Consider the following 25,574-nt stretch of genomic DNA (forward strand, 5'->3'; position numbering starts at 1 on the left):
CATGAACCAATCCATCGACCTGAAGGCCGCAACCGCGGCCTTCTTCGCGTCTGGCGGCCAGCTCGTCGTGCTGGAGGGCTTCACCTACCGGCCTCTACCGCCGCGCAGACATCCTGAGCCCAAGCCGAAGCGGGCAAAGCCAGTCAAGCAAGAGCCCGACGGTGAGCGCAAAAGCCGAGCCAAGGCCCGCACCGCGCAGATAGCAGAGCTCGCTAAGACTATGACCTGTGGCGAGGTGGCCAAGCTGCTGGGCGAAACCAAGACCGCTCTATGGGGCGTAGCGGCTCGTGGCGGATTCAGGTTCTTCAGCCCGCCTAGACCAGCCAGGCCGGCGAAGGTAAAGGCCGAACCGAGTCAGGAGGACCGCGATCTAGCCGAAAAGATCATCGCCTTGCGTGATGCGGGAAAGTCCAGATGCCGGGCCACGATTGAACTGGGTATCGGCAACTGTCGGCTTGTGCGAATCATCGAGGCGTTCGATATCGACTTCCCAGTTCAACAGCGCCAGAGGTAGGCCATGAGCGATCATGGTGAGCACCCCACCGTCTACTACCTTGGCCGGGAATGCCGCCGCAACGGTGGCGGCAAGATGGCCAACCCATTCGCCTTTCACACGTTCCACGGCTCATGGTTTCTGGCCGGTTGGAACGACATGGACCTTGAGATTGAGCAGAAAAATCCGAAGCGCGCTGCAAAGAACAAGGCGGCGTGAACATCTCCACCTTCCACCAAGCGGCCTGCAGGAGGTCGAACATGGCAACCCTTCTCGACGCATCAATGCGCAAGCCAGTGCGAAAGCTGTATATCACCCGCAGCGGCGGCCAGTACCGGCCTGATGACGTGGCCCTGGCCTTTGCGCTGAGCCTTCGTGTTCACGACAGCGCCAACCACCTGCGCAGGCTGGCCCGGCGCCTGGTCGACAAGGTCTGCCTGGAGCACCAGCCGAACATGAAGCGCTTGGCCCGCGAGCCGGACGACGCCAAGGTGTTCGACGCTGCGCTCAAGATCATCAATCGGGTGTGCGACTTGCTCAATATCGGGCCGGGCACCAGCTTTGTGCGCAATGGAGGCGATGATGGCTCTGACGCAGAAGCAGCGTGACGAGCGCCGGCGCGAAAAGGCCGAGCGCCTACAGGAAGAAGACCTGCGCTTGAAGGTTCGACCAGGGACTAAACAGGCCCTGCTGGAACTGATGGAGTGGGCCGGGATCGAGGAACAGGGCGAGGCGATGACGCTGATGATTCATCACATCGAAGCGCTCGGGCATCACGCGCTGTTCAGGATCGCGCGCCACGAAATCGATGCTCACAGAACCGTGGCGCGCACTGAACCGCTGCGGCTGTCAGCTAGGAAGCGAACGGGCCAGCACTTGCGAGCGATATGCGGCTGGGCAGATGCCACCTACAGCCAGATGATCGAGGCGCTGATTCACGGCATCCACGCACTGGGCAGGCTGCACGCGGCGAAGTTTCGCACCCCGCCGCGGCACGAAATCAGCATCTCACCGCGGCTGGCCCTGGCCTTCGACCGGAAGAGCATGTTGATGATTGAGCAAGATCCGGGGGACGAGGTTATAGCGCCATGATCCGGTCTACGAGCTCTCGTCCACGGGCGAAGGCTGAGTTTTCCGCCTGATACCCGTCAGCATATTCACCGCGCAGGCTTTCCTTGGTACCAGGAACTTCCTTTCCACCATGGAAAATCGCAAGCGTCACCGAATAATGGGTCATCTTACAGTCCGCCCTCTCCGGATGCGTCTTGATCGGCCCGGTTACCCGGGTCCTGATTTCAGGATCTCGATAGTCTTCGAAGTTCTCGAGATAAGTCGGCTCGAATGACATAAAACCTCCTTGTGTCCGGCCCTATGCCGGTCACCCGTAATACCCAATTTATAAGCAATCGTCCTGCTTCACAGTACAAAAGCATGAAGCACTGGTCAAAACCCACAGCCTCAAACTAAGGATTAAATTCAGCCTCATCATAATCAAACAAGTTAATCGCAAATTCATTGTCACCAAACGCCTCTCGATCCAGATTCAGCACATGATTTGGATGTAACAACAGAGTCACATCCAAGTTATCAAAAATTGCAAACTCATTGGCATATTGCTGAAACTTTTGACCGCTTGGCATCAAGCAATTATAAAACAGGACAACCAACTCATAATCGGAGATTAATGACCTAGCAACACTACCAAGCACTTTCTTATTGATATGCCTGCTTTCCGATATAAACCGAAGCAAAGTATACAAACTTCTAAAATAAATACTTAGATCCCCTCGATGCTTATCCCACAACTCTCTGTAGGCCTCTCTGATCCTGTCAGACTCATTAGTAGAGGTGGCATCATCATATTCTTTTTGCAACTTATTGGACCACACTTTGAAGCAGTCTCTTCCTTTAGTGATGACTTGATTACCGCCGCCATTAGTTCGTTGCAAATCAATATCATAAACGACCGACTGCTGAAGACTTAACATATTATAAAATTGCGACTCGGCCTGCTGACGCAAGCTATCGACCTGGCTGTCAGCAATATCCTTGCGCTGCAGAAGAAGAGTCGTAATAAGACCAAAAAACGCCAGGCCAGAAAAGAGAGCATTAAGCACCCCGAAGGCATCCCCGAATGTCCCAGACCTAACGCCAACCAAATTTCCATTGGTGTCAGCGGCATCGAAACCGAAAAACAGAAATAGCCAATACCCTGCATACAGCGCAACTATTAGCGAACCAACACTTACAACAACTAATGTTCTTGGAATTTTTTTATTTTCCCGATCTTCCATGTCAAATCCTCGTATCCAGCTATGAATATGGCCATGACGTCTGAAGCCATAGTGCCATCACGCCAGGAGAGAATCCATTGCGACAATCAAATCACCGCATCCTGGTGGGCGACTGCATCGAGATGATGCGGACGCTGCCGGATCAGTCAGTGCACACCTGCATTACCAGCCCGCCCTATTTCGGACTGCGCGACTACGGGGTCGACGGCCAGATCGGGCTGGAGGCCTCTCCCCGCGAATTTATCGAGAGCCTGGTCGCTGTGTTCCGCGAGGTGCGCCGAGTGCTGCGGAATGACGGAACCCTGTGGGTGAATCTGGGAGATAGCTACGCCAGTGGCACGAAAGGCAGCGGCGGTACAGGGAAGAGCACATTGGGTGCCGCCAGCGGAGGGAATGGCATCAGTGAGGCTGGGATCCTGCGTTCGCAGCAGCGGCAGGCCATGAATGCACGCAAAGTTGATTGCGGGCTGGCAGATAAGCAGTTGATTGGCATCCCTTGGCGCCTAGCCTTCGCGCTCCAAGCTGACGGCTGGTACCTGCGACAGGACATTATCTGGCACAAGCCGAAGCCGGTCAGCTGGATGCGGTTCCTGATCGCCACCTACACCAACCCCGGCCAGGTGGTGCTCGACAACACAATGGGCAGCGGCACGACCGGAGTTGCCTGTATCCAGCTGGGCCGGCGCTTTGTCGGCATCGAGCAGGACGAAGCGCATTTCGGTACCGCCCAGCAGCGCATTGCTGAGGCAATTACCATCCGCGAAACCCCGGCAGCGCAGATCGACCTCTTCGAAGCGCGAGCCTAACCCCTCCCCCAACTACTCAAGCCCGCCGACATGCGCGGACGAAGGATTCCCTATGTCCGATATCAGCGTGAAGTGCTGCCGTTGCCGCAATAAGCACAAGGAAAGCGAGCGCATTCCAGCCCCATGCAAATGGGCAGAAGGCGTAAGCACCATGGTTTGCCCGCGCTGCCGCGCAACCGATTATTACCGCGTCGAGCCTGCGCCAGCAGCCTGACAACCAACCTGCCGCCACCGGCGGCGTGGAGACGAACATGTGCAAAGTTACCCTTGAGGAATGGGCGCACGATCACTTCAGGACGCCGCCCAGCAGCAATACCCTTCGCCGTTGGGCCCGTGAGGGCCTGATCACCCCTGCCCCGGTAAAGCATGGCCGCAGCTACTATGTGGAGGATGATGCTTGCTACCAAGAGCCTGAGCCGCTGCCACGCATTCCGGCTGGCAGCTCCCTTGTAAACCGAATTGCGAGTGCACGATATGGCGCCCAGGCCGCGTAATCCTGGATCCAAGGACCTTCCGCCCAACCTCTACAGAAAGACCGACAAACGGAACGGCGTTACGTACTACACCTACCGCGACCCCGTCAGCAATCGCATGTTTGGCCTTGGCAGTGACAAGGCTAAAGCGATCGCTGAGGCGGTCGCCGCAAACATGTCCCTTCAAATGGCGCCGCCAACCCTGGCGGCCCGGATCACACCGGAACCATCTGTTCCAGATCGTCCATTCCGCGAATGGCTGGGTGAGTACCAGTTGATCCTGGATGGGCGCGAACTGTCATCAGCCACACTGCGCAATGTGCGCATGCGGTTGAAGCGTCTAGAAGAGGCCTTCGGAGGCAAAGGCATTCGCTCGTTGACCACAATGGATATAGCCGATTACTTATCTGGTTTCGTGAAGGAAGGGAAGGCGCAGATGGCCAGGGCCATGCGGTCGTTGTTGCGCGATCTGTTCATGGAGGCCGTTGGCAGGGGATGGGCTGAGTCAAACCCTGTGGAGGTCACCAGGCCGGCAAGGGTCAAGATCAAGCGCCAGCGGCTTACGCTGGAGATTTGGAAGGCGATATACGAAGAGGCCAAACAGCCGTGGCTCAAGCGCGCCATGGAGCTCGCCATCTTGACCGGGCAGCGCCGAGAGGACATCGCCAATTTCGTATTCAAGGATGAGGTGGACGGGTTCCTGCAGGTCGTCCAGTCGAAGACGGGGGCCAGGCTCCGGCTCAGCACCAGCATTACGCTCGAGTGCGTTGGGCTTAACCTGGCTGAAGTGATACGGCGTTGCCGGGACAGAGTGCTGTCGAAGCACGTGGTGCATCACCACCGGACAATCAGCCGCGCGAAGGCGGGGTCGCCGATCATGCTCGACACGGTCAGCAAAGAGTTCGCCGTGGCCCGTGACCGGGCGGCAGAGAAACTTGGCCTCGACCTGGGCGCCAGCCCGCCAACCTTCCACGAACAGCGCTCTTTGGCGGCCCGGCTGCATGAGGAGGAAGGTCGAGACGCCCAGCGACTGCTGGGTCACCGTTCAGCCAAGATGACCGATCTATACCGCGATAGTCGTGGCGCAGAGTGGATAGATGTGGCCTAGTTTTTAGGTTATGTAGAATTTATGGTGAAGATCAATGAAAACCACATAAAAGGTATTAGCGCAAAACCTAAATTTTTCTTGGCTACACAATTTGTGATTAAGTGCAGACGGGATTGTAAACCCCGCCAACCGAATGGTTCGATCAACACGAAACCTTCCCCAGACTGCGTCATGTGGCACAGATGGGGGGTGAGTAAATTCGCTTTTTTTGGGAAACTTGTCGTATATTTGATACATATTCCCATTGCCACGCCCCGCAGGCATCGTGACCCAGTGCGATAAATCCTGCTCACTGAAGTTCTTCAGCTTTTCCAACAACTGTGTAAGAAAGTCAGCAGACAACTCACCACGCAATCCAGCTGGCTGATTAAGGTCCAAGTAATGAAGATTAAACTTAAGCCTTTTAACTAGACCCGAACCTTCGACGCTATCCGTTGGAATTTGTTTGATGAATTCAGCTGCTTTTTTATTCTTAAATTTACCTCTCATAACTTAGGGATCCCACCGAGCTTACCCTCTCGATAAAGAGCTGAAATCGACCGATCATTACGAATCAAATCCCCTGGTATCTCATCAAGCCGATAGCTGTAGCTTTCACCATCTTCTTTCGAAACAAGGATAGTCCTGTACTTGCCAAGACTATCGATCACATCGGAGTTGTGTGCCGTAAACAGAAACTGAGCGCCGTGCGGGTTGGATTCTTTGTTAATGAACAGATCTAGCAAAGGCGGCAAAAGCATGGGATGGCAGTTCTGATCGAATTCATCCATGATCAGAACACCACCTTCTTTCAAAACCATCCAGTATATTGCAAGGCGCCGATACAGCGCCATTGTCCCACTAGATTGGTCATAGGAAGTAAGAGCGGCCCGCCCATTCGACTTACCTACTTTGTGAATGAAAATTGGGAAAAACTCTTTCTTTCCCGTAGGCAAGTCATGCGAATGAATTTCTATATCAACTATTCCAAGATCCGCCCTGCGAATGAAGTTTTTCACAAACTCAAAAGCTTCAGGAACGCTATTGTAAAATGAAGTAGCACTTTCCCGATTAAACATCTCTGAATCTGGAATCAAACCAAGCGGCGTCACATTGCCCGCGAACCTCTCGAAATAGCTAACAATTCGCTCAAAGTCGCTTGGCAAATTCTTAATCTTATATTTCACGATAGTCGAGACAAACGAAGCGCGAGTCTTCAGCTCAATCAGATCAAGGGCGCTGTACTCATTGGACCTGTAGGAGATTGCATCCCCCTTACGCTCAACAATAAGTGTCTTTCTCTGCAATTTCTTGTACAAAGCCTCCCTAACAACCGCTTCGCGAGTTGCAGTAAGCTCATAGCGATACTTTGCATCACCGATCTGAAAATCAATATAAAAATCGGTGGGATTCTTATTATCAAAATAGGGATCAAGACTGATATTATCTTTCTCATCATTCGCGAAAGAGTCAGCAATGAACCAGCTAAGAAAACGCAAACATTTTAGAATACTAGTTTTTCCAGAAGCGTTTCCGCCCTTGATTCCAAGCACAGTTGCAACTTTTCGTCCTTGGGATACAAGGGCCGGTGCCTTAGCTGTGAGCTGAAAGGAAGCGTTCAGACCTTCCTTGAAGGAAAAGTAGTTGCGCGCACCGTAGCTATAAATCATTCGAACCTCAGTTAAAACCCGTAATCCGTCATTTTTGACGGAAAATCATGATAAGGTATGGAAGCGCCCTTGGCTACCTCATTGGCACCTTTTGGGGGATTTGCCCTATTCTGATTCGCTGGGATAAGGGATAATTTGCCTCAGAATTTTGGGGAGATATTGGGGGGGCAAATGGGGAAGATCTCATCCTCCCTTGCAAATCAATGACTTACATCATTTACGGCATCAAAGCCTGCGACACCATGAAAAAGGCACGCACCTGGCTCGAAGACCAGGCCATTGCCTACGAATTCCACGACTACAAGACCCAAGGCATCGACCGCGACAGCCTCAACCGCTGGTGCGACGAGCACGGCTGGGAAGTGGTCCTCAATCGCGCCGGCACCACCTTCCGCAAGCTGGATGACGCCAGCAAGGCCAACCTCGACCAGGCCAAGGCCGTCGAGCTGATGCTGGCCCAGCCGTCGATGATCAAGCGCCCGGTGCTCGACCTCGGCAGCCGTACCCTGGTCGGCTTCAAGCCCGACCTGTACGCCGCGGCACTGGCCTGAACCGCCTTCGCTTCAACCCCTTATTTGCATGAGGTAATCGCATGTCCACTACCCTGTTCAGCCTGGCCTTCGGTGTCGGCACCCAGAACCGCCAGGGTGCCTGGCTGGAAGTCTTCTACGCACAGCCCCTGGTCGCCCCGAGCGCCGAGCTGGTCGCCGCCATCGCCCCGATCCTCGGCTATGAAGGTGGCAACCAGGCCATCGCCTTCAGCAACGCCCAGGCCGCCCAGCTGGCCGAAGCACTCAAGGCCGTGGATGCCGGCCAGGCCGCCCTGTTGACCCGCCTGGCCGAAAGCCACAAGCCGCTGGTCGCCACCCTGCTGGCCGAAGACGGCGCCCTGACCTCCACCCCGGAGGCCTATCTCAAGCTGCACCTGCTGTCCCACCGCCTGGTCAAGCCGCACGGCGTAAGCCTGGCTGGCATCTTCCCGCTGCTGCCGAACGTCGCCTGGACCAACCAGGGCGCGGTGGACCTGAGCGAGCTGGCCGAACTGCAGCTCGAGGCACGCCTGAAGGGCGAGCTGCTGGAAGTGTTCTCGGTGGACAAGTTCCCGAAGATGACCGACTACGTGGTCCCGGCCGGCGTGCGTATCGCCGACACCGCCCGCGTGCGCCTGGGCGCCTACATCGGCGAAGGCACCACCATCATGCACGAAGGTTTCGTCAACTTTAACGCCGGCACCGAAGGCCCGGGCATGATCGAAGGCCGCGTGTCGGCGGGCGTGTTCGTCGGCAAGGGCTCGGACCTGGGTGGCGGCTGCTCGACCATGGGCACCCTGTCCGGCGGCGGCAACATCGTCATCAAGGTCGGCGAAGGCTGCCTGATCGGCGCCAATGCCGGCATCGGCATCCCGCTGGGCGACCGCAACACCGTGGAAGCGGGCCTGTACATCACGGCCGGTACCAAGGTGAACCTGCTGGACGAGAACAACCAGCTGGTCAAGGTCGTCAAGGCGCGTGACCTGGCCGGTCAGACCGACCTGCTGTTCCGCCGCAACTCGCTGAACGGCGCAGTGGAATGCAAGACCCACAAGTCGGCCATCGAGCTGAACGAGGCGCTGCACGCCCACAACTGAGAACCATGACGGGTTCGAAGTGATAAGATCGGGTCTGGCCTAGCACCAGGCCCGATTTTCATTTCAGGTCCCGTGATCATGTTCCAGCCCTCCCCCTGGCGTGCCGATTTCCCCGCGATCGCCGCCCTGCAACGGCAGCACCAGACCTACCTGGACAGCGCCGCCACCACCCAGAAGCCCCAGGCCCTGCTCGACGCCCTGAGCCATTACTACCGCCACGGCGCGGCCAATGTGCATCGCGCCCAGCACCTGCCCGGCGCCATGGCCACCCAGGCCTTCGAAACCAGCCGTGACAAGGTCGCTGCCTGGCTCAACGCCGGCGACGCACGCCAGGTCGTCTTCACCCATGGCGCTACCGCGGCGCTGAACCTGCTCGCCTATGGCCTGGAATACCGCTTCGAAGCTGGCGACGAAATCGCCATCAGCGCCCTGGAGCACCATGCCAACCTATTGCCATGGCAGGAACTGGCCCGGCGCCGCAACCTGCGCCTGGTGGTACTGCCCCTGGACGAACACGGCCATATAGACCTGAACCAGGCCTTGCAATTGATCGGCCCCCGTACACGGTTGCTGGCGGTGAGCCAGCTGTCCAATGTGCTGGGCACCTGGCAACCCCTGCCTGCGTTGCTCGCCCATGCCCAGGCCCAAGGCGCGCTGACCGTGGTCGACGGTGCCCAGGGCATCGTCCATGGTCGGCACGACGTGCAACAGCTGGGCTGCGATTTCTACGTGTTCTCCAGCCACAAGCTGTACGGCCCCGAAGGCGTCGGCGTACTGTATGGCCGCCCGGGAGCGCTGGAGCAACTGCGCCACTGGCAGTTCGGCGGCGAAATGGTGCAACTGGCCGACTACCACAGCGCCAGCTATCGCCCCGCACCGCTGGGCTTCGAAGCCGGCACCCCGCCGATCGCCGGCGTCATCGGCCTGGGCGCGACCCTTGGCTACCTCGCCAGCCTCGACGCGACCGCCGTCGCCAACCATGAAGCCAGCCTGCACCAGCAGTTGCTGCGCGGCCTGGCCGACCGGGACGGCATCCGCATCCTGGGCACGCCGCAAGCGGCCCTGGCCAGTTTCGTGGTGGAAGGCGTGCACAATGCCGACCTTGCCCACGTGCTGACCGAGCAAGGCATCGCCGTGCGCGCCGGGCATCACTGCGCCATGCCGCTGCTCAAGGGCCTGGGGCTCGAAGGCGCGATTCGGGTGTCGCTGGCCTTGTACAACGACGGCGACGACCTGGCGCGCTTCTTCGACGCCCTCGATCAAGGCCTGGAGCTATTGCGATGAGCCTGCCGGTAGAGGCCAGCCAGGCGCTGGAGCGCTTCGAACAGGCGCACGGCTGGGAGCAGCGGGCGCGATTGCTGATGCAGTGGGGCGATCGGCTGGAGCCATTGGACGATACGCAGAAATGCGAAGCCAACCGCGTGCATGGCTGCGAAAGCCTGGTCTGGCTGGTGGCGGAGAACGACCAGGGGCAATGGCACTTCAAGGCCAGCAGCGATGCGCGCCTGTTGCGCGGGCTGTTAGCGCTGCTGTTGGTACGAGTGCAAGGGTTGCCGAGCGCGGAACTGGCACAGGTGAACCTGCACGGCTGGTTTACCCAGCTGGGGCTGGAGCGGCAGTTGTCGCCGTCGCGCAGCAATGGGTTGCATGCAGTGCTCCAGCGCATGGCAGAGTTGGCGTCCAACCGCTGACGAACACCGCCCCTGTAGGAGCGGCCTCGTGCCGCGAAAGGGTCGCGCAGCGGCCCCTGTTTTTCAGCTTCGGCGAGGATTGCCAGGGCCGCTTTGCGGCCCTTTCGCGGCACGAGGCCGCTCCTACAGGGCGGTTATTCTGGTTTGATGCGCTCCGAAGGCCGTCGCGCCCCTGCCACCAGCTTTTCCACCGCTTTGCTCGCCGCGACCATGCCAAAGGTCGCGGTAACCATCATCACCGCGCCAAAGCCACCTGAGCAGTCCAGGCGCACACCCTCACCGACGAAGCTCTTCTGCAGGCAGACGCTGCCATCACCCTTGGGATAGCGCAGCTGCTCGCTGGAAAACACACACGGCACGCCATAGTTGCGCGACACGTTGCGCGAGAAGTTGTAGTCGCGGCGCAGGGTCGAACGCACCCGCGAGGCCAGCGGGTCGTTGAAGGTCTTGTTGAGGTCGCCGACCTGCACCTGGGTCGGGTCGATCTGCCCGCCTGCGCCACCGGTGGTGACGATGGCGATCTTGCGCCGGCGGCACCAGGCGATCAATGCGGCCTTGGCCATGACGCTGTCGATGCAGTCGATGACGCAGTCGAGCGCTTCGGTGATGTATTCGACCATGGTGTCGCGGGTGACGAAGTCGGCCACGGCATGCACGGTGCACGCCGGGTTGATCGCGCGCAGGCGCTCGGCCATCACCTCCACCTTCGGGCGCCCCACCTGGCCCTCCAGGGCATGAGCCTGGCGGTTGGTATTGCTGACGCAGACATCGTCAAGGTCGAACAAGGTGATCTCGCCCACGCCACTGCGGGCCATGGCCTCGGCCGCCCAGGAACCGACCCCGCCGATACCGACGATCGCCACATGGGCCTGGCGCAGGCGCTCCAGGCCCTGTTCGCCATACAGCCGGGCAACGCCGGCGAAGCGTGGATCTTCTGTGCTCATGCTCACCCCCTGAAAAAACGGCGCGCATTATATGCCAACAGGCTGGCCCTGGGGCCGCCATGCCGCCCTTGTTAGTAAAGACCCTACGAATCCTGCTTTAATACCCATCAATCAAAGCGTCCTGAGCGATAGCCGAGCGGCATCAGAACTTCATCGTGCGCGGGCAATCCAAGCATTGCTTGCCCTGGCAAGGCCCGCCCCGCTCCCCCTTCGGAACCTGAAACACCTATGTCATCACGCAAATTCGGTCTCAACCTGGTGGTGGTCCTGGCCATCGCCGCGCTGTTCACTGGCTTCTGGGCGCTGATCAACCGCCCGGTGTCCGCCCCTGCCTGGCCGGAGCAGATCTCCGGCTTCTCCTATTCGCCGTTCCGCCTGGGCCAGAGCCCACAGAAAGGCCAATACCCCAGCGATGAGGAAATGCTCCAGGACCTGGAGCAGATGAGCAAGCTGACCGACAGCATCCGCATCTATACGGTCGAGGGTACCCAGGCGGACATCCCTCGCCTGGCCGAGGAACTGGGGTTACGCGTCACCCTGGGCATCTGGATCAGCCCGGACCTGGAACGCAACGAGCGTGAGATCGCCAAGGCCATCGAACTGGCCAATACCTCACGCAGCGTGGTGCGGGTCGTGGTGGGCAACGAAGCCCTGTTCCGCGAGGAGATCACCCCCGAGGCGCTGATCGGCTACCTGGACCGGGTGCGGGCAGCGGTGAAAGTCCCGGTCACCACCAGTGAACAATGGCACATCTGGAAGGAAAACCCGGAACTGGCCAAGCATGTCGACCTGATCGCCGCGCACATCCTGCCCTACTGGGAATTCGTGCCGATGAAGGACTCGCTGCAGTTCGTCCTCGACCGTGCCCGCGAGCTCAAGCAGCAATTCCCGCGCAAGCCGTTGCTGCTCTCGGAGGTCGGCTGGCCGAGCAACGGGCGCATGCGCGGCGGTGCCGACGCCACCCAGGCCGATCAGGCCATCTACCTGCGCACGCTGGTCAATACGCTAAACCGTCGGGGTTACAACTACTTCGTCATCGAGGCCTACGACCAACCCTGGAAGGCCAGCGACGAAGGCTCCGTGGGCGCCTACTGGGGCGTGTTCAACGCCGCACGCCAACAGAAATTCAACTTCGAAGGCCCGGTGGTCGCCATTCCGCAATGGCGCGCCCTGGCCGTAGCCTCGGTGGTGTTGGCGATGATCGCCCTGGCGGTGCTGCTGATCGACGGCTCGGCCTTGCGCCAGCGTGGCCGCACCTTCCTCACCTTCATCACCTTCCTGTGCGGGTCGGTGCTGGTGTGGATCGCCTATGACTACAGCCAGCAGTACAGCACCTGGTTCAGCGTGACCGTGGGCGTCTTGCTGGCCCTGGGCGCCCTGGGCGTGTTCATCGTGCTGTTGACCGAGGCCCATGAGCTGGCCGAAGCGGTGTGGATCCACAAGCGGCGCAGGGAGTTCCTGCCGGTGCAGGCGGACACGGCCTACCGGCCCAAGGTCTCGATCCACGTGCCCTGCTACAACGAGCCGCCCGAGATGGTGAAACAGACCCTCGACGCCCTGGCCGCCCTCGACTACCCGGACTATGAAGTGCTGGTGATCGACAACAACACCAAGGACCCGGCCGTATGGGAGCCGCTCAAGGCCCATTGCGAGCTGCTGGGCGAGCGCTTCCGCTTCTTCCACGTAGCGCCCCTGGCCGGCTTCAAGGGTGGCGCGCTGAACTACTTGATCCCGCACACCGCCGAAGACGCCGAAGTGATCGCGGTGATCGACTCGGACTACTGCGTCGACCGCAACTGGCTCAAGCACATGGTCCCGCACTTCGCCGACCCGAAGATCGCCGTGGTGCAGTCGCCCCAGGACTATCGCGACCAGCATGAAAGCGCCTTCAAGAAGCTGTGCTACAGCGAGTACAAGGGCTTCTTCCACATCGGCATGGTCACCCGCAACGACCGTGACGCGATCATCCAGCACGGCACCATGACCATGACCCGCCGTTCGGTACTGCAGGAGCTGGGATGGGCCGAGTGGTGCATCTGCGAGGATGCCGAGCTGGGCCTGCGGGTGTTCGAGAAGGGGCTGTCGGCCGCCTATGCGCACAACAGCTACGGCAAAGGCCTGATGCCGGACACCTTCATCGACTTCAAGAAGCAGCGCTTCCGCTGGGCCTACGGCGCCATCCAGATCATCAAGCACCACGCCGCCGCCCTGCTGCGGGGCAAGGGCAGCGAGCTGACCCGCGGCCAGCGCTACCACTTCCTGGCCGGCTGGCTGCCATGGATCGCCGATGGCATGAACATCTTCTTCACCGTCGGTGCGTTGTTGTGGTCGGCCGCGATGATCATCGTGCCGCAACGGGTCGACCCACCGCTGATGATCTTCGCCATTCCGCCGCTGGCGCTGTTCTTCTTCAAGGTCGGCAAGATCATCTTCCTGTACCGCCGTGCCGTGGGCGTCGATCTCAAGGATGCCTTTGCCGCCGCCCTGGCGGGGCTGGCACTGTCGCATACCATCGCCAAGGCGGTGCTGTACGGGTTCTTCACCAGCAGCATGCCGTTCTTCCGCACGCCCAAGAATGCCGACAGCCATGGCTTGCTGGTGGCGATTTCCGAGGCCCGGGAGGAGCTGTTCATCATGCTCATGCTGTGGGGCGCGGCGCTGGGCATCTACCTGGTGCAAGGCCTGCCTGGCGCGGACATGCGCTTCTGGGTGGCGATGTTGCTGGTGCAGTCGCTGCCTTATGTGGCGGCGTTGGTGATGGCGTTCCTGTCTTCGCTGCCCAAGCCGGTGGAAAAAGCGGCCGAGCCGCAGCAGGCTTGAGATTGCCGGGGGCGCGTTGCGCCCCTTTCGCGGCACAACGTCGCCCCTTCAGGGGGTCGCGTGCCGTTGTAGGAGCGGCCTTGCGCCGCGAAAGGGCCGCAACGCGGCCCCACTGGCGCCAGGTTTGATATAAGATAACGCCCCTGTTTTCCCGCCCGCCTTGCCCCGGAGTCCTTCATGACGGCCCCAGCCGAGCTCTCGCCTACCCTTCAATTGGCCTGCGACCTGATCCGTCGCCCTTCGGTCACCCCCGTCGATGCCGATTGCCAGGCCCAGATGATGAATCGCCTGGGCGCCGTCGGTTTCCAGCTGGAGCCGATGCGCATCGAAGACGTCGACAACTTCTGGGCGACCCATGGCACCGAGGACGGCCCGGTGTTGTGCTTCGCCGGCCACACCGACGTGGTACCCACAGGACCTGTGCAGACCTGGCAGCATGAGCCCTTCGAGGCGCTGATCGATGCCGACGGCATGCTCTGTGGCCGCGGTGCCGCAGACATGAAAGGCAGCCTGGCGTCCATGGTGGTGGCCAGCGAACGCTTCGTGCGCGACTACCCGAACCACCGTGGCAAGGTGGCCTTCCTGATCACCAGCGACGAGGAAGGCCCGGCCCACCATGGCACCAAGGCCGTGGTCGAGCGCCTGCGGGCGCGCAACGAGCGCCTGGACTGGTGCATCGTCGGCGAACCGTCCAGCACCACCCTGCTGGGCGATGTGGTCAAGAACGGCCGCCGTGGCTCGCTCGGCGCCAAGCTCACCGTGCGCGGCAAGCAGGGCCACGTGGCCTACCCGCACCTGGCACGCAACCCCATCCACCTGGCCGCCCCGGCCCTGGCGGAACTGGCCGCCGAGCACTGGGACGAAGGCAACGCGTTCTTCCCGCCGACCAGCTTCCAGATCTCCAACCTCAATTCCGGCACCGGCGCGACCAACGTGGTCCCGGGCGAGCTGGTCGCGGTGTTCAACTTCCGTTTCTCCACCGAATCCACGGTCGAGGGCCTGCAGGCCCGCGTGGCGGCGATCCTCGACAAGCACCAGTTGGACTGGACCATCGACTGGGCGTTGTCCGGCCTGCCGTTCCTGACCGAACCTGGCGAGTTGCTCGACGCCGTGTCCGCCGGTATCAAGGCCGTCACCGGTCGCGACACCCAACCGTCCACCAGCGGTGGTACCTCCGATGGCCGCTTCATCGCCACCCTGGGCACCCAGGTGGTGGAACTCGGCCCGGTCAACGCCACCATCCACCAGGTCGACGAACGTATCCTGGCCAGCGACCTGGAGTTGCTGACCGAGATCTACTACCAGACCCTGGTACGGTTGCTCGCCTGATGCTCGCCTGCCCTCTCTGCCAGGCCGCCCTGACGCGCCTCGACAACGGCGTGGTATGCCCCGCCGGGCACCGCTTCGACCGGGCCCGCCAGGGCTACCTGAACCTGTTGCCGGTGCAGCACAAGAACAGCCGCGACCCCGGGGACAACCAGGCCATGGTCCAGGCGCGCCGTGACTTCCTCGACGCTGGCCACTACGCCCCGGTGGCCCGGCGCCTGGCCGAACTTGCCGCCGAGCGCGAGCCCGGCGCCTGGCTGGACATCGGCTGCGGCGAGGGCTATTACACCGCGCAGCTGGCCCAGGCCCTGCCCGCCGCCGATGGCTACGCCCTGGATATTTCCCGCGAGGCGGTCAAGCGCGCCTGTCGGCGCGCGCCCCAGGTAACCTGGATGGTCGCGAGCATGGCCCGGGTGCCCTTGCTCGACGCCAGCTGCCAGTTCATCGCCAGTGTGTTCAGCCCGCTGGACTGGCACGAGGCCAAGCGCCTGCTCAGCCCCGGTGGCGGCCTGATGCGGGTTGGGCCGACCAGCGGCCACCTGATGGAACTGCGCGAGGTGCTCTACGATGAAGTACGCCCCTACGCCGACGACAAGCACCTCGCGTTGGTCCCCGAAGGCATGCACCACGCCCATGGCGAGGTGCTGGAGTTCCGCCTGAGCCTGGCCGAGCCCCAGGCCCGCGCCGACCTGCTGGCCATGACGCCTCACGGCTGGCGTGCCAGCGCCGAGAAACGCGCGCGGGTGATCGACCAGCCCGAGCCGTTCGAAGTCACGGTTTCCATGCGTTATGACTATTTCGTGCGCCAAGACTGAGCACACCGGAGCCTTTTATGCGCCAACCCGATATCGAGATCTACCTCAAGGACACCGACGTCGACCACAAGCAGGTGGCCGAGTGGCTCGGCCAGGCCCTGGGCCCTTGCAGCCCATGGCAGCAACGTGGCCAGACCTGGAAATGCACAGCCGGTAACATTCCGGTCACCTGGGTACCCAAGGCTGTGGGGAAATGGAACAGCCTGTTCCTGGAAAGCGACCAGACGCCGTGGGACGACGACATCGCCTGCGCCCGTGCAGCCTATGCCGCACTGGGGGTCGAAGTGCGCTGCGCACCGGGTGGCTGGGCCGAGGAAGATGGCGAAGAAGATGCCGACCGGTGGGTCCGCATCAGCGCCGAGGGTGAACAGGAAATCACCTGGCGCACCAGCTGAAACGCTGGCGGTAAGCGTCAGGCTGCAAGTTCCACGGTCAACTTGCAGCTTGATGCTTCAAGCGTGTAGCCAGAGGCCTTAGAGGCCGATCACGTCCTCGGCCTGCAAGCCTTTCTGGCCTTGCACGAGGGCGTATTCAACCCGCTGTCCCTCGACCAGGGTACGATGCCCCTCACCGCGGATAGCCCGATAGTGGACGAAGACATCCGCACCACCCTCGCGCTGAATGAAGCCATAACCCTTGGCATCGTTGAACCACTTTACATTCCCAGTCTCACGAGACGACATCTGAACTACTCCGGATTTTTATTTTGAAGATCGCCTTGCAAGCACGGGGTCACCTCCCCGTGCTGACGCAGCTCGCTGAAATATCTTGCAAGCTGCGGACCGAGTATATGACAGCGAACAAAAAAATTTCATGACTGGAACGAGTTTTGGCGAATTTTGCCGAACTTGCACAGATACGGCAGACTAACTGCCTGGATATTCCCGAAACATTTCACCCAGGGCACACACCCCATGACCCGTTCCCCCCTGCGCCGGCTGATTTTCGGCGCCCTGCGTCGCCTGTTGTACCTGTGGGTGCGCTCCGAAACCATCAACCAGTCGTCCCTGACGCTCAAGCTCGACCGCAGCCGCCCAGTGTTCTATGCCCTGCCCTCGCCCTCGCTGACCGACCTGGCCGTGGTCGACCGCGAATGCACCAAGGCCGGGCTGCCGCGCCCGGTGCTGCCGGTTGCCGTGGGCCCGCTGCAGGAACCGGCTGCGTTCTTCTACCTGACGCCCGACCCGGACTGGCTCGGCCGCCATGACAAGCGCGGCGCGCCGCCCACCCTGGAACGCTTGGTGGCGGCGGTCAGCCAGCATGCCGAGGAAGATGCGCAGATCATCCCGGTCAGCGTGTTCTGGGGTCAGTCGCCGGCCAGCGAGTCCAGCCCGTGGAAGCTGTTGTTCGCCGACAGCTGGGCCGTCACCGGTCGCCTGCGCCGGTTGCTGACGATCATGATCCTGGGCCGCAAGACCCGCGTGCAGTTCTCCGCGCCCATCCACCTGCGCGAGCTGGTGCAGCACAACAAAGGCCACGAGCGCACCGTGCGCATGGCCCAGCGCATCATGCGCGTGCACTTTCGCAACCTGAAGACCGCGGTCATCGGCCCGGACATCTCCCACCGGCGCAACCTGGTCAAGGGGCTGGTCCACGACCCGCTGGTGCGCCAGGCGATCAGCGACGAAGCCGAGCGCGAGAAGATCCCCTATGCCAAGGCCGAAGCCCAGGCGCTGCGCTACGGCAACGAGATCGCCTCGGACTACACCTACACGGCGATCCGCTTCCTCGAGGTGGTGCTGAGCTGGTTCTGGAACAAGATCTACGACGGTATCAAGGTCAACCATATCGAGCAGGTCCAGGGCATCGCGCCAGGCCACGAAGTGATCTACGTGCCCTGCCACCGCAGCCACATCGACTACCTGTTGCTGTCGTACCTGCTGTTCCGCAACGGCCTCACCCCACCTCACATCGCGGCGGGCATCAACCTCAACATGCCGGTCATCGGCGGCCTGCTGCGCCGTGGCGGTGCGTTCTTCATGCGCCGCACGTTCAAGGGCAACCCCCTGTACACGGCGGTGTTCAACGAATACCTGCATACCTTGTTCACCAAGGGCTTCCCGGTCGAGTACTTCGTCGAGGGCGGCCGTTCGCGCACCGGCCGCATGCTGCAGCCACGCACCGGCATGCTCGCCATCACCCTGCGCAGCTTCCTGCGTTCCTCGCGCACACCGATCGTTTTCGTGCCGGTGTATATCGGCTATGAACGCGTGCTGGAGGGCCGCACCTACCTGGGCGAGCTGCGCGGGGCGAGCAAGAAGAAGGAGTCGATCTTCGACATCTTCAAGGTGGTCGGCGCGCTGAAGCAGCGCTTCGGGCAGGTCTACGTGAACTTCGGCGAGCCGATTCGCCTGGCCGGGTTCCTCGACGAGCAGCAGCCCGGCTGGCGCGAACAGTCGCTCGGCCCACAGTTCCGCCCAGCCTGGCTCAACGAGACCACTACACGCCTGGGCGAGACCGTGGCCCGTCACCTGAACGAAGCCGCGGCGATCAACCCGGTCAACCTGGTGGCCCTGGCGCTGCTCTCCACCAGCCGCCTGGCGCTGGACGATCGTGCCCTGACCCGAGTACTCGATCTCTATCTGGCGCTGCTGCGCCAAGTGCCCTATTCCCCGCACACCACCCTGCCGGAGGGCGATGGGCCGGCGCTGATCGAGCACGTCAAGGGCATGGGCCTGCTGTCCGAACAGAAGGACGCCCTGGGGCGCATCCTGTACCTGGATGAAGCCAATGCAGTGCTGATGACCTACTACCGCAACAATGTCCTGCACATCTTCGCGCTGCCGGCCCTGTTGGCGAGCTTCTTCCAGAGCAGCTCGCGCATGAGTCGCGAGCTGGTCGGCCAATATGTCCAGGCGTTGTACCCCTACCTGCAGGCCGAGCTGTTCCTGCGCTGGACACCCGAGCAACTGGAAGGCGTGATCGACCAATGGCTGGCCGCCCTGGTGGAACAGGGCCTGCTGCGCTTCGAGAACGGCGTCTACCTGCGCCCGGCGCCCAGTTCGCGGCAGTTCGTCCTGCTGACCCTGCTGGCCCGTGCCATCACCCAGACGCTGCAACGTTTCTACATGGCGACGTCCTTGTTGCTCAACAGCGGCCAGAACACCCTGACTGCCGAGGAGCTGGAGGACTTGTGCGTGATGATGGCCCAGCGCCTGTCGATCCTGCATGGGCTCAATGCCCCGGAATTCTTCGACAAGACGCTGTTCCGCCACTTCATCCAGACCCTGGTTGGCCAGGATGTGCTGCGGCCCGATGCCCAGGGCAGGCTGGGCTATCACGACAAGCTCGCCGAACTGGCCGAGGGCGTGGCCAAGCGGGTGCTGTCGGCCGAGCTGCGCCTGTCGATCCGCCAGGTGGCGCTGCATCGGGACGAGCCCTCCGATAGCGTGCAGGGGTAGACCTTCAGCCTGCCGCCTGCCCTTGGGAAGGATGAGGATCGCCGTGCTGCATCCCTACATCCGTCCCAAGGAGCACAAACATGACGCAATTGGAAACGATCAATGTCGAGATCGCCTCGTCTGGCGACAACATGCTTCCGCCATCCGGCCTCGTCGAACTGAGCCTGGTCGATGTCTCGCGGGCAGATGCGCCCGCCATTGCTCTTGCCGAACTGCGCCTGCGCTGTGGCGGCTTGATGCCGGTCAACCTGCAACTGACCTTCGACAGCAACCAGGTCGACCCCCGCCATCGTTATGCGCTGACCGTGCGTATCGAGCAAGATGGCCGGCTGCATTACATCACCACGGCAGAACACCCGATACGCCCGCATAAGGTATTCGGTACCCAGCGGGTCATCGTGGAGAAAGTGGCCAGGGAAATAGAAGGCCTTCACGGCGGCAACTTACCTCTACCAAGCCCTGGCATCCACGGTGGCAATCGCATGGATTGAAGGCCCGCGTTCGCCGCTTTCCCAGCGGCGAGTGCATTCGTGCTGTTTCACGACACCGGCTTCGAGGACCCGGCGGAAGAAATCCGCTAAAGTCATGGCGTTGGCTTACCAGCCAGCGCCAAGGACATCGGAGATTCCATGAAAAAGCTCTTCATGCTGTGTGGCGCATCCCTACTCGCAGCCTGCGCCAATAACACCCCCTCGCACCAGGCCAGCCTGGATGGCGAAGTCTTCTACCTGCAGCGCATCGCCCTGCCGCCTGCAGCCACCTTGAGCGTCAGCCTGCAGGATGTATCGCTGATGGACGCCCCGGCAGTGACCCTGGCCAACCAGGCCGGCCCGGTCAAGGGCAACGTCCCGCTGCCCTTCCACCTGAGCTACGATCCCGCCCAAGTCAAACCTGGCCACCGCTATGCCGTCAGCGCACGCATCGAACTGAACGGCAAGCTGCTGTTCATCAATACCGAACACCATGGCGTCAAGCTCGACGGCAGCGACCCGCAGCCCGTGCGTATCAAAGTCGACCCGGTGCGCTGACCCGCCCATTCTGCCTATAAGGAAATACCCATGATCCGCACCTCCCTACGCTTCACCACGCTCTGCGCCGGCCTGCTGCTGTCGGCCAACGCCCTGGCCCTGTCACTGGGCGACCTCTCCCAGAAAGATGCCAGCGGCGGCCTGAAGGACGCCCTGACCCAGGGCGCCCAAATCGCCGTCAAGCAACTGAGCACCCCTGGCGGGTTCAGCAACAACCCGGATGTGCGCATCGAGTTGCCGGGCAACCTGGGCAAGGCCGCCAAGGCCATGAAGATGTTCGGCAAAGGTGAGCAAGTCGAAGCCCTGGAAGACAGCATGAACAAGGCCGCCGAAGCGGCTGTGCCGCAAGCCCAGGTCATCCTGGTGGACGCGGTGAAGAAGATGACCGTGACCGACGCCAAGGACATCCTCGCAGGCGGCCAGGATTCGGCCACCCAGTACCTGAACAAGAGCAGCCGCGAGGAGATCCGCGCCAAGTTCCTGCCGATCGTCAAGCAAGCCACTGACAAGGTCGGCCTGGCACAGCAGTACAACAACTTCGCCGGCCAGGCTGTGGCATTGGGCGTGGTAGACGCCAAGAGCGCCAGCATCGAGAACTACGTCACCGAGAAAGCGCTGGACGGCCTGTTCGAGATGATTGCCAAGCAGGAGCAGAGCATCCGCCAGAACCCGGCCCAGGCGGCTACCAGCCTGGCCAAGAAGGTGTTCGGCGCGCTGTGATCAGCCGTCTACCGACATAAACCCGAGGGCTGCCCATCGCCGGCTTGCCGGCGATGGGCATGCAGCGCCCCTTCGGTTTTCAGCCTTTTTTCACTCTGAACCACGCCGCATACAACGCCGGCAGGAACAACAGGGTCAGCACCGTCGCCACGATCAACCCACCCATGATCGCCACCGCCATCGGCCCGTAGAACACGCTGCGCGACAGCGGGATCATCGCCAACACCGCCGCCAGCGCGGTGAGCACGATGGGCCGGAAGCGCCGTACCGTGGCCTCGATGATCGCCTGCCAACGGTCCAGCCCGGCGGCGATATCCTGCTCGATCTGATCGACCAGGATCACCGAGTTGCGCATGATCATCCCTGCCAGGGCGATGGTGCCGAGCATGGCGACGAAGCCGAACGGCTGGCGGAACACCAGCAGGAACAACGTCACGCCGATCAACCCCAGGGGGGCGGTGAGGAACACCATCACCGTGCGCGAGAAACTGCGCAGCTGAATCATCAGCAACGTCAGCACCACCACGATGAACAGCGGCATGCCGGCATTCACCGACTTCTGCCCGCGCTCGGAATCCTCCACCGTGCCACCGACCTCCAGCAGGTAACCGTCCGGCAACTGGTCGCGCACCTGCTGCAGGGTCGGCAGGATCTGCTTGACCAATGTCACCGGCTGCTCCTTGCCGTAGATATCGGCGCGCACGGTCACCGTCGGCAAGCGGTTGCGGTGCCAGATGACGCCTTCCTCGAAGCCGTATTCCAGCGTCGCCACCTGCGACAGGGCCACGCTCTGGCCGTTGTCGGTGGGCAATGCCAGGCTGCCCAGGTTGCCCAGCTCGCGGCGTTCCTGGTCGGTCCCGCGCAGCAGGATCTCGATCAGCTCGTTGTCCTCGCGGTACTGGCTGACAGTGGTGCCGGTAAGCGAACTTTGCAGGAAGCTCGACAGGTGCGCGGTGCTCACGCCCAGGGCGCGGGCGCGATCCTGGTCGATGTCCAGGAACACGGCCTTGCTCGGCTCCTCCCAGTCCAGGTGCACGTTCACCACATGGGGGTTCTCGCGCACCTTGTCGGCGACTTCACGCGCCAGGGCGCGGACCTTCTCGATATGCTCGCCCGTCACCCGGAACTGCACCGGGTAGCCCACGGGCGGGCCGTTCTCCAGGCGTGTGACCCGCGAGCGCAGTTCGGGGAACTGTTCGTCCAACGTGGCGATCAGCCAACTGCGCAAGGCCTCGCGGTCCTCCAGGCTCTTGGCCAGGACCACGAACTGGGCAAAGCTGGCCGCCGGCAGTTGCTGGTCCAGAGGCAGGTAGAAACGCGGCGAGCCGGTGCCGACGTAGGCGACGTAGTTCTCGATGCCGTCTTGCTGCTTGAGCAATGCCTCCAGGCGTTTGACCTGCTCGGCGGTATTGGCCAGCGACGCGCCTTCGGCGAGCTTGAGGTCGACCATCAATTCAGGCCGGCCCGACGCCGGGAAGAACTGCTGGGGCACGAAGCGGAACAGCAGCAGGCTGCCGATGAACGCAGCGATGGTCAGCACGATCACCGTCTTGCGCCGCCGCACGCACCACCCCACCACGCGGCGCACCCGCTGGTAGAACGGTGTGCCGTACGGGTCATGGCCACCCTCGCCATGGCGCGCCGTGTGGCGCTTGGCCAGGTCCGGCAACAGCCGGTCGCCCAGGTAGGGCACGAACACCACCGCCGCGACCCAGGACGTGAGCAAGGCGATGGTCACCACCTGGAAGATCGAACGGGTGTATTCGCCGGTGCTCGAGGCGGCGGTGGCGATCGGCAGGAAGCCCGCTGCAGTGATCAGGGTACCGGTGAGCATCGGAAACGCCGTGCTCGACCAGGCATAGCTGGCCGCCTTGAGCCGGTCGAAGCCCTGCTCCATCTTGATCGCCATCATCTCCACGGCAATGATCGCATCGTCCACCAGCAACCCCAGGGCCAACACCAATGCACCCAGGGAGATCTTGTGCAGGCCGATGCCGAAGTAGTGCATGGCGGCGAAGGTCATGGCCAGCACCAGCGGAATGGCCAGGGCCACCACCAAGCCGGTGCGCAGGCCCAGGGAGAAGAAGCTCACCAGCAGCACGATGGCCAGGGCCTCGACCAACACCTGGACGAACTCGCCGACCCCGGCCTTCACCGCCGCCGGCTGGTCGGAAACCTTGCGCAACTCCATTCCGGCCGGCAGGTTGCGGGCCAGGCGGGCGAACTCGCTTTCCAGGGCCTTGCCCAGGACCAGGATGTCACCGCCATCCTTCATCGACACCGCAAGACCGATGGCATCTTCCCCCATGAAACGCATGCGCGGCGCAGGCGGATCGTTGAAGCCACGGTGCACGTCGGCCACGTCGCCGATGCGGAAGGTGCGCTCACCCACGCGAATCGGGAACTGGCGGATCTGCTCGACCGTATCGAAGCGCCCGCTCACCCGCAGTTGCAGACGCTCGCTGGGGGTTTCGAAGAAGCCGGCGGTGCTCACCGCATTCTGTTCCTGCAACGCCTGCTGCACGGCCTGCAACGGCACGCCGAGGGTCGCCAGCTTGACGTTGGACAGCTCGATCCAGATTTTTTCGTCCTGCAGGCCGAGCAACTCCACCTTGCCCACATCCTTGACCCGCTGCAGCTGGATCTGGATGCGGTCTGCATAGTCCTTGAGCACCGCGTAGTCAAAGCCGGCACCGGTCAGCGCATAGATGTTGCCGAAGGTGGTGCCGAATTCGTCGTTGAAGAACGGCCCTTGGATTTCCGGCGGCAGGGTATGGCGGATATCCGCGACCTTCTTGCGGATCTGGTACCAGAGTTCGGGGATGGCTTGCGAATGCATGGAGTCCCGGGCCATGAAGGTGACCTGGGACTCACCCGGGCGCGAGAACGAAACGATGCGCTCGTACTCGCCGGTTTCCATCAGCTTCTTCTCGATGCGTTCGGTGACCTGCCGGGAGACTTCCTCGGCAGTGGCGCCCGGCCAGAGGGTGCGGATGACCATGGCCTTGAAGGTGAACGGTGGATCCTCGCTCTGCCCCAACTTGGTGTATGACATGGCGCCAACCGCGGCCAGGAGAATCATCAGGAACAGCACGATCTGCCGGTTGCGTAGGGCCCAGGCGGAAAGATTGAAACCCATCGGGACTTACTCCTTGACCGCCAGGTTCACGTCACGGTTGGTGCGGTCCACGGGCCGGACCTGCTGCCCCTCACGCAATACATGACCACCGGCGGCCACCACCCAGTCGTCGGCCTTCAGGCCTTCGAGTACCGGCACGCGGTCGGCGCCATAGGGCCCCAGACGCACCACGGCGCGCTCCAGCCGGCTGTCCTTGTTGACACGCCAGACATAGGCCTGGCCCTGCTCGGCGGTGACGGCCGACAGCGGCACCGACAGCGGCGCCTGTTCGGCATGGGCAATGAACACCCGCGCGCTCTGGCCCAGTTCTGCCGGCGCGCTGGCCGAGGTGAAGGCAATCCGCGCGGCGAAAGTGCGTGAACGCGGATCGGCCGCCGGAGACAACTCGCGAATACGCCCTTCATAGCGCGCATTGGGGTGCGACCACAGCTCCACGCTGACCGTTTGCCCCACGGCAAAACGGGCGAACTGCTGCTCCGGCAGGCCGATGAGTACTTCACGCTCGCCGTCGGCGGCCAGGGTGAAGACTGTTTGCCCGGCGGCCACCACCTGGCCCACTTCGACCTGGCGCTTGGCGATCACGCCAGCCTGGGGAGCGCGCAACACCGCGTATTCAGCCTGGTTGCCGGCCACGTCGAACTCGGCCTTGGCCTGTTTCAGTCGGGCCAGGCCGGCGCGGTAGAGGTTCTCGGCGTTGTCGAACTGGGACCGGCTGACCATCTGCTTGTCGAGCAGCTTCTGATAGCGGTCGCGCTCGGTCCGCACCAGGGCCAGGTTGGCTTGGGCGGCGGCCAGCTGGGCACGGTTGGCCTCCAGTTGCAGGCGCACATCCTGCGGGTCGAGCTCTGCCAGGGGCTGGTCCGCCTTGACCCGCTGCCCTTCCTCCACCAGGCGCTTGGTGACCTTGCCGCCGATCCGGAAGGCCAGCTCCGGTTCGAAGCGGGCGCGCACCTCGCCTGGGTAGCTGTCGGCCGACGCGCCGGCCGGCTGGGGCTGGACCACCAGCGCCGGGCGAGGTGCCGCGGGTGCTGCGGTTTCCTGCCCGCAGGCGGACAGCAGCAGGGCCAAGGCGACAGGCAAAACAATGGGCAAGGCATGACGCAACATGATGGAAATCCTTTCGGGGGCAGCGCCTGGAATATTTATACTGGCGAGTATATTAAGTCAGCTGATCGGCCCGGGGAAGCAGGCAGATGCGAGAAAAACGTTCGCCCAGCCCACGCCCATCGCCGTCATACCC

27 protein-coding genes and 1 pseudogene are annotated in these 25,574 nt (G+C 61.9%); 20 read left to right on the forward strand and 8 right to left on the reverse strand.

Annotated features, from left to right (window positions below; genetic code table 11):
- Position 1 precedes the first annotated feature (1 nt).
- The 4 genes from K8374_RS18270 to K8374_RS18285 are packed head-to-tail and all read left to right on the forward strand — an operon-like array spanning position 2 to position 1,585.
- The gene (locus K8374_RS18270) at positions 2-514 is read left to right on the forward strand and encodes a hypothetical protein (RefSeq protein ID WP_224456667.1); all 513 of its coding nucleotides are present in this window, start codon (positions 2-4) and stop codon (positions 512-514) included.
- Positions 515-517: 3 nt separating this feature from the next.
- The gene (locus K8374_RS18275) at positions 518-712 is read left to right on the forward strand and encodes a DUF3784 domain-containing protein (RefSeq protein ID WP_224456668.1); all 195 of its coding nucleotides are present in this window, start codon (positions 518-520) and stop codon (positions 710-712) included.
- A 41-nt stretch (positions 713-753) separates the two neighbouring features.
- Positions 754-1,101 (forward strand): hypothetical protein, encoded by a 348-nt coding sequence (locus tag K8374_RS18280; protein WP_224456669.1) that lies wholly within the window; start codon positions 754-756, stop codon positions 1,099-1,101.
- Positions 1,076-1,585, forward strand: coding sequence for a hypothetical protein (locus K8374_RS18285; RefSeq protein WP_224456670.1), 510 nt, complete (start codon positions 1,076-1,078; stop codon positions 1,583-1,585). The genes K8374_RS18280 and K8374_RS18285 overlap by 26 nt, the downstream gene beginning before the upstream one ends.
- Here the strand turns inward: K8374_RS18285 and K8374_RS18290 are convergent.
- Both K8374_RS18290 and K8374_RS18295 read right to left on the reverse strand, forming a co-directional pair.
- On the reverse strand, positions 1,572-1,841 hold the full coding sequence (locus K8374_RS18290; RefSeq protein WP_224456671.1) for a hypothetical protein: 270 nt from the start codon (positions 1,839-1,841) through the stop codon (positions 1,572-1,574). The two genes, K8374_RS18285 and K8374_RS18290, sit on opposite strands and share 14 nt — an antisense overlap.
- Positions 1,842-1,956: 115 nt before the next feature.
- Positions 1,957-2,787, reverse strand: a complete 831-nt coding sequence (locus K8374_RS18295; RefSeq protein ID WP_224456672.1) for a putative phage abortive infection protein — start codon at positions 2,785-2,787, stop codon at positions 1,957-1,959.
- Positions 2,788-2,909: 122 nt separating this feature from the next.
- On the opposite strand from K8374_RS18295, the pseudogene K8374_RS18300 reads away from it, so the two are divergent.
- From K8374_RS18300 to K8374_RS18310, 4 genes and pseudogenes are all read left to right on the forward strand, one after another.
- Positions 2,910-3,362 (forward strand): annotated as a pseudogene (locus K8374_RS18300) (DNA methyltransferase); the annotation flags it as partial.
- A 6-nt stretch (positions 3,363-3,368) separates the two neighbouring features.
- Positions 3,369-3,593: a site-specific DNA-methyltransferase gene (locus K8374_RS26260; RefSeq protein WP_263498540.1), complete on the forward strand. Its 225-nt coding sequence runs from the start codon at positions 3,369-3,371 to the stop codon at positions 3,591-3,593.
- A gap of 251 nt (positions 3,594-3,844) precedes the next feature.
- Entirely contained in the window at positions 3,845-4,087 is a 243-nt protein-coding gene (locus K8374_RS18305; RefSeq protein WP_197853769.1) for an excisionase, read from the forward strand.
- On the forward strand, positions 4,068-5,174 hold the full coding sequence (locus tag K8374_RS18310) for a phage integrase Arm DNA-binding domain-containing protein (RefSeq protein ID WP_224459357.1): 1,107 nt from the start codon (positions 4,068-4,070) through the stop codon (positions 5,172-5,174). Before K8374_RS18305 ends, K8374_RS18310 begins: the two co-directional genes overlap by 20 nt.
- Before the next feature lie 3 nt (positions 5,175-5,177).
- Here the strand turns inward: K8374_RS18310 and K8374_RS18315 are convergent, their stop codons facing one another.
- Complete coding sequence (locus K8374_RS18315; protein WP_224456673.1) at positions 5,178-5,663, reverse strand: hypothetical protein; 486 nt, start codon at positions 5,661-5,663, stop codon at positions 5,178-5,180.
- Positions 5,660-6,823 carry an AAA family ATPase gene (locus K8374_RS18320; RefSeq protein WP_224456674.1) on the reverse strand — a complete coding sequence of 388 codons (1,164 nt, stop codon included), beginning with the start codon at positions 6,821-6,823 and terminating at the stop codon, positions 5,660-5,662. Before K8374_RS18320 ends, K8374_RS18315 begins: the two co-directional genes overlap by 4 nt.
- A 203-nt stretch (positions 6,824-7,026) precedes the next feature.
- On the opposite strand from K8374_RS18320, the gene K8374_RS18325 reads away from it, so the two are divergent.
- The 4 genes from K8374_RS18325 (at position 7,027) to K8374_RS18340 (ending at position 10,141) form a co-directional block, all read left to right on the forward strand.
- Positions 7,027-7,374 carry an ArsC family reductase gene (locus K8374_RS18325; RefSeq protein WP_224456675.1) on the forward strand — a complete coding sequence of 116 codons (348 nt, stop codon included), beginning with the start codon at positions 7,027-7,029 and terminating at the stop codon, positions 7,372-7,374.
- A 41-nt stretch (positions 7,375-7,415) separates the two neighbouring features.
- Positions 7,416-8,450, forward strand: a complete 1,035-nt coding sequence (dapD, locus tag K8374_RS18330) for a 2,3,4,5-tetrahydropyridine-2,6-dicarboxylate N-succinyltransferase (protein ID WP_084854346.1) — start codon at positions 7,416-7,418, stop codon at positions 8,448-8,450.
- Between the two features lie 78 nt (positions 8,451-8,528).
- The gene (locus K8374_RS18335; protein WP_224456676.1) at positions 8,529-9,734 is read left to right on the forward strand and encodes a cysteine desulfurase; all 1,206 of its coding nucleotides are present in this window, start codon (positions 8,529-8,531) and stop codon (positions 9,732-9,734) included.
- Positions 9,731-10,141: a SufE family protein gene (locus tag K8374_RS18340; protein WP_224456677.1), complete on the forward strand. Its 411-nt coding sequence runs from the start codon at positions 9,731-9,733 to the stop codon at positions 10,139-10,141. The genes K8374_RS18335 and K8374_RS18340 overlap by 4 nt, the downstream gene beginning before the upstream one ends.
- 134 nt (positions 10,142-10,275) lie before the next feature.
- Here the strand turns inward: K8374_RS18340 and tcdA are convergent, their stop codons facing one another.
- Positions 10,276-11,085, reverse strand: a complete 810-nt coding sequence (gene tcdA, locus K8374_RS18345) for a tRNA cyclic N6-threonylcarbamoyladenosine(37) synthase TcdA (protein ID WP_224456678.1) — start codon at positions 11,083-11,085, stop codon at positions 10,276-10,278.
- A 228-nt stretch (positions 11,086-11,313) separates the two neighbouring features.
- On the opposite strand from tcdA, the gene K8374_RS18350 reads away from it, so the two are divergent.
- The 4 genes from K8374_RS18350 to K8374_RS18365 all read left to right on the forward strand — a co-directional run bounded on the left by K8374_RS18350 (position 11,314) and on the right by K8374_RS18365 (position 16,441).
- Positions 11,314-13,905, forward strand: a complete 2,592-nt coding sequence (locus tag K8374_RS18350) for a glycosyltransferase (RefSeq protein ID WP_224456679.1) — start codon at positions 11,314-11,316, stop codon at positions 13,903-13,905.
- Between the two features lie 177 nt (positions 13,906-14,082).
- Complete coding sequence (dapE, locus tag K8374_RS18355; RefSeq protein ID WP_224456680.1) at positions 14,083-15,234, forward strand: succinyl-diaminopimelate desuccinylase; 1,152 nt, start codon at positions 14,083-14,085, stop codon at positions 15,232-15,234.
- The gene (locus K8374_RS18360; RefSeq protein WP_224456681.1) at positions 15,234-16,046 is read left to right on the forward strand and encodes a putative RNA methyltransferase; all 813 of its coding nucleotides are present in this window, start codon (positions 15,234-15,236) and stop codon (positions 16,044-16,046) included. The genes dapE and K8374_RS18360 overlap by 1 nt, the downstream gene beginning before the upstream one ends.
- A 17-nt stretch (positions 16,047-16,063) precedes the next feature.
- On the forward strand, positions 16,064-16,441 hold the full coding sequence (locus K8374_RS18365; protein ID WP_224456682.1) for a hypothetical protein: 378 nt from the start codon (positions 16,064-16,066) through the stop codon (positions 16,439-16,441).
- Between the two features lie 78 nt (positions 16,442-16,519).
- Here the strand turns inward: K8374_RS18365 and K8374_RS18370 are convergent, their stop codons facing one another.
- The gene (locus K8374_RS18370) at positions 16,520-16,729 is read right to left on the reverse strand and encodes a cold-shock protein (protein ID WP_084854326.1); all 210 of its coding nucleotides are present in this window, start codon (positions 16,727-16,729) and stop codon (positions 16,520-16,522) included.
- A 231-nt stretch (positions 16,730-16,960) separates the two neighbouring features.
- Between K8374_RS18370 and plsB the strand changes: the two genes are divergently transcribed.
- The 4 genes from plsB to K8374_RS18390 all read left to right on the forward strand — a co-directional run bounded on the left by plsB (position 16,961) and on the right by K8374_RS18390 (position 21,195).
- Positions 16,961-19,447, forward strand: a complete 2,487-nt coding sequence (gene plsB, locus K8374_RS18375; RefSeq protein WP_224456683.1) for a glycerol-3-phosphate 1-O-acyltransferase PlsB — start codon at positions 16,961-16,963, stop codon at positions 19,445-19,447.
- Between the two features lie 80 nt (positions 19,448-19,527).
- Entirely contained in the window at positions 19,528-19,938 is a 411-nt protein-coding gene (locus K8374_RS18380; protein ID WP_224456684.1) for a YbaY family lipoprotein, read from the forward strand.
- 138 nt (positions 19,939-20,076) lie between these two features.
- Positions 20,077-20,475, forward strand: coding sequence for a YbaY family lipoprotein (locus K8374_RS18385; RefSeq protein ID WP_224456685.1), 399 nt, complete (start codon positions 20,077-20,079; stop codon positions 20,473-20,475).
- 30 nt (positions 20,476-20,505) lie between these two features.
- Positions 20,506-21,195 (forward strand): DUF4197 domain-containing protein, encoded by a 690-nt coding sequence (locus K8374_RS18390; RefSeq protein ID WP_224456686.1) that lies wholly within the window; start codon positions 20,506-20,508, stop codon positions 21,193-21,195.
- A gap of 79 nt (positions 21,196-21,274) precedes the next feature.
- Here the strand turns inward: K8374_RS18390 and K8374_RS18395 are convergent, their stop codons facing one another.
- Both K8374_RS18395 and K8374_RS18400 read right to left on the reverse strand, forming a co-directional pair.
- Positions 21,275-24,334 (reverse strand): efflux RND transporter permease subunit, encoded by a 3,060-nt coding sequence (locus tag K8374_RS18395; protein WP_224456687.1) that lies wholly within the window; start codon positions 24,332-24,334, stop codon positions 21,275-21,277.
- Positions 24,335-24,340: 6 nt separating this feature from the next.
- The gene (locus tag K8374_RS18400; protein WP_224456688.1) at positions 24,341-25,441 is read right to left on the reverse strand and encodes an efflux RND transporter periplasmic adaptor subunit; all 1,101 of its coding nucleotides are present in this window, start codon (positions 25,439-25,441) and stop codon (positions 24,341-24,343) included.
- Positions 25,442-25,574: the final 133 nt, after the last annotated feature.

This window comes from Pseudomonas sp. p1(2021b) (assembly GCF_020151015.1).
Classification (GTDB): domain Bacteria; phylum Pseudomonadota; class Gammaproteobacteria; order Pseudomonadales; family Pseudomonadaceae; genus Aquipseudomonas; species Aquipseudomonas putida_K.

Bases quoted from the DNA above. Each gene is read 5' to 3' on its own strand.
- K8374_RS18270 (WP_224456667.1), top strand. From the start codon at position 2: ATGAACCAATCCATCGACCTGAAGGCCGCAACCGCGGCCTTCTTCGCG.
- K8374_RS18275 (WP_224456668.1), top strand. From the start codon at position 518: ATGAGCGATCATGGTGAGCACCCCACCGTCTACTACCTTGGCCGGGAA.
- K8374_RS18280 (WP_224456669.1), top strand. From the start codon at position 754: ATGGCAACCCTTCTCGACGCATCAATGCGCAAGCCAGTGCGAAAGCTG.
- K8374_RS18285 (WP_224456670.1), top strand. From the start codon at position 1,076: ATGGCTCTGACGCAGAAGCAGCGTGACGAGCGCCGGCGCGAAAAGGCC.
- K8374_RS18290 (WP_224456671.1), bottom strand. From the start codon at position 1,841: ATGTCATTCGAGCCGACTTATCTCGAGAACTTCGAAGACTATCGAGAT.
- K8374_RS18295 (WP_224456672.1), bottom strand. From the start codon at position 2,787: ATGGAAGATCGGGAAAATAAAAAAATTCCAAGAACATTAGTTGTTGTA.
- K8374_RS26260 (WP_263498540.1), top strand. From the start codon at position 3,369: ATGCGGTTCCTGATCGCCACCTACACCAACCCCGGCCAGGTGGTGCTC.
- K8374_RS18305 (WP_197853769.1), top strand. From the start codon at position 3,845: ATGTGCAAAGTTACCCTTGAGGAATGGGCGCACGATCACTTCAGGACG.
- K8374_RS18310 (WP_224459357.1), top strand. From the start codon at position 4,068: ATGGCGCCCAGGCCGCGTAATCCTGGATCCAAGGACCTTCCGCCCAAC.
- K8374_RS18315 (WP_224456673.1), bottom strand. From the start codon at position 5,663: ATGAGAGGTAAATTTAAGAATAAAAAAGCAGCTGAATTCATCAAACAA.
- K8374_RS18320 (WP_224456674.1), bottom strand. From the start codon at position 6,823: ATGATTTATAGCTACGGTGCGCGCAACTACTTTTCCTTCAAGGAAGGT.
- K8374_RS18325 (WP_224456675.1), top strand. From the start codon at position 7,027: ATGACTTACATCATTTACGGCATCAAAGCCTGCGACACCATGAAAAAG.
- dapD (WP_084854346.1), top strand. From the start codon at position 7,416: ATGTCCACTACCCTGTTCAGCCTGGCCTTCGGTGTCGGCACCCAGAAC.
- K8374_RS18335 (WP_224456676.1), top strand. From the start codon at position 8,529: ATGTTCCAGCCCTCCCCCTGGCGTGCCGATTTCCCCGCGATCGCCGCC.
- K8374_RS18340 (WP_224456677.1), top strand. From the start codon at position 9,731: ATGAGCCTGCCGGTAGAGGCCAGCCAGGCGCTGGAGCGCTTCGAACAG.
- tcdA (WP_224456678.1), bottom strand. From the start codon at position 11,085: ATGAGCACAGAAGATCCACGCTTCGCCGGCGTTGCCCGGCTGTATGGC.
- K8374_RS18350 (WP_224456679.1), top strand. From the start codon at position 11,314: ATGTCATCACGCAAATTCGGTCTCAACCTGGTGGTGGTCCTGGCCATC.
- dapE (WP_224456680.1), top strand. From the start codon at position 14,083: ATGACGGCCCCAGCCGAGCTCTCGCCTACCCTTCAATTGGCCTGCGAC.
- K8374_RS18360 (WP_224456681.1), top strand. From the start codon at position 15,234: ATGCTCGCCTGCCCTCTCTGCCAGGCCGCCCTGACGCGCCTCGACAAC.
- K8374_RS18365 (WP_224456682.1), top strand. From the start codon at position 16,064: ATGCGCCAACCCGATATCGAGATCTACCTCAAGGACACCGACGTCGAC.
- K8374_RS18370 (WP_084854326.1), bottom strand. From the start codon at position 16,729: ATGTCGTCTCGTGAGACTGGGAATGTAAAGTGGTTCAACGATGCCAAG.
- plsB (WP_224456683.1), top strand. From the start codon at position 16,961: ATGACCCGTTCCCCCCTGCGCCGGCTGATTTTCGGCGCCCTGCGTCGC.
- K8374_RS18380 (WP_224456684.1), top strand. From the start codon at position 19,528: ATGACGCAATTGGAAACGATCAATGTCGAGATCGCCTCGTCTGGCGAC.
- K8374_RS18385 (WP_224456685.1), top strand. From the start codon at position 20,077: ATGAAAAAGCTCTTCATGCTGTGTGGCGCATCCCTACTCGCAGCCTGC.
- K8374_RS18390 (WP_224456686.1), top strand. From the start codon at position 20,506: ATGATCCGCACCTCCCTACGCTTCACCACGCTCTGCGCCGGCCTGCTG.
- K8374_RS18395 (WP_224456687.1), bottom strand. From the start codon at position 24,334: ATGGGTTTCAATCTTTCCGCCTGGGCCCTACGCAACCGGCAGATCGTG.
- K8374_RS18400 (WP_224456688.1), bottom strand. From the start codon at position 25,441: ATGTTGCGTCATGCCTTGCCCATTGTTTTGCCTGTCGCCTTGGCCCTG.